This is a genomic window from Azohydromonas lata (assembly GCF_034427735.1).
In the GTDB taxonomy this organism is placed as follows: domain Bacteria; phylum Pseudomonadota; class Gammaproteobacteria; order Burkholderiales; family Burkholderiaceae_C; genus Azohydromonas; species Azohydromonas lata.
On sequence record NZ_JAXOJX010000253.1, the window covers coordinates 1 to 293 of the forward strand.

Sequence of the window (293 nt, forward strand, 5' to 3'; positions counted from 1 at the left end):
GTGGGTCAGGCCTGGAGGGAGGCTGCGATGGGCAGTTGCGGGCTCATGTTCAGGCTCCCCACACGTCCTTGAAGACGCGCAGCCAGTTGGCGCCTATGACCTTCTCGACGCGGCGGTCCGACCAGCCGGCGCGCTTCATGGCGGCAGTGAGGTTGGGCATCTCGCCAATCGTGCGAATGCCTTCAGGGTTCTTGATCGTGCCGAACTTGGTGAGCTGGCGATGCCGGCCCTTGTCGTGCGTGAGGTAGTGGAAGAACTCGTGGCCGTAGCCCTGGGTGTGGTCGGTGCCCACA

Annotated in this window: 1 protein-coding gene; it reads right to left on the reverse strand. The window is 64.5% G+C overall.

Features of this window, described 5'->3' with window-relative positions:
• Window positions 1-49: 49 nt before the first annotated feature.
• Window positions 50-293: membrane dipeptidase (locus SM757_RS35280; protein WP_322468906.1), on the reverse strand; the 244-nt coding region annotated here is incomplete at its 5' end.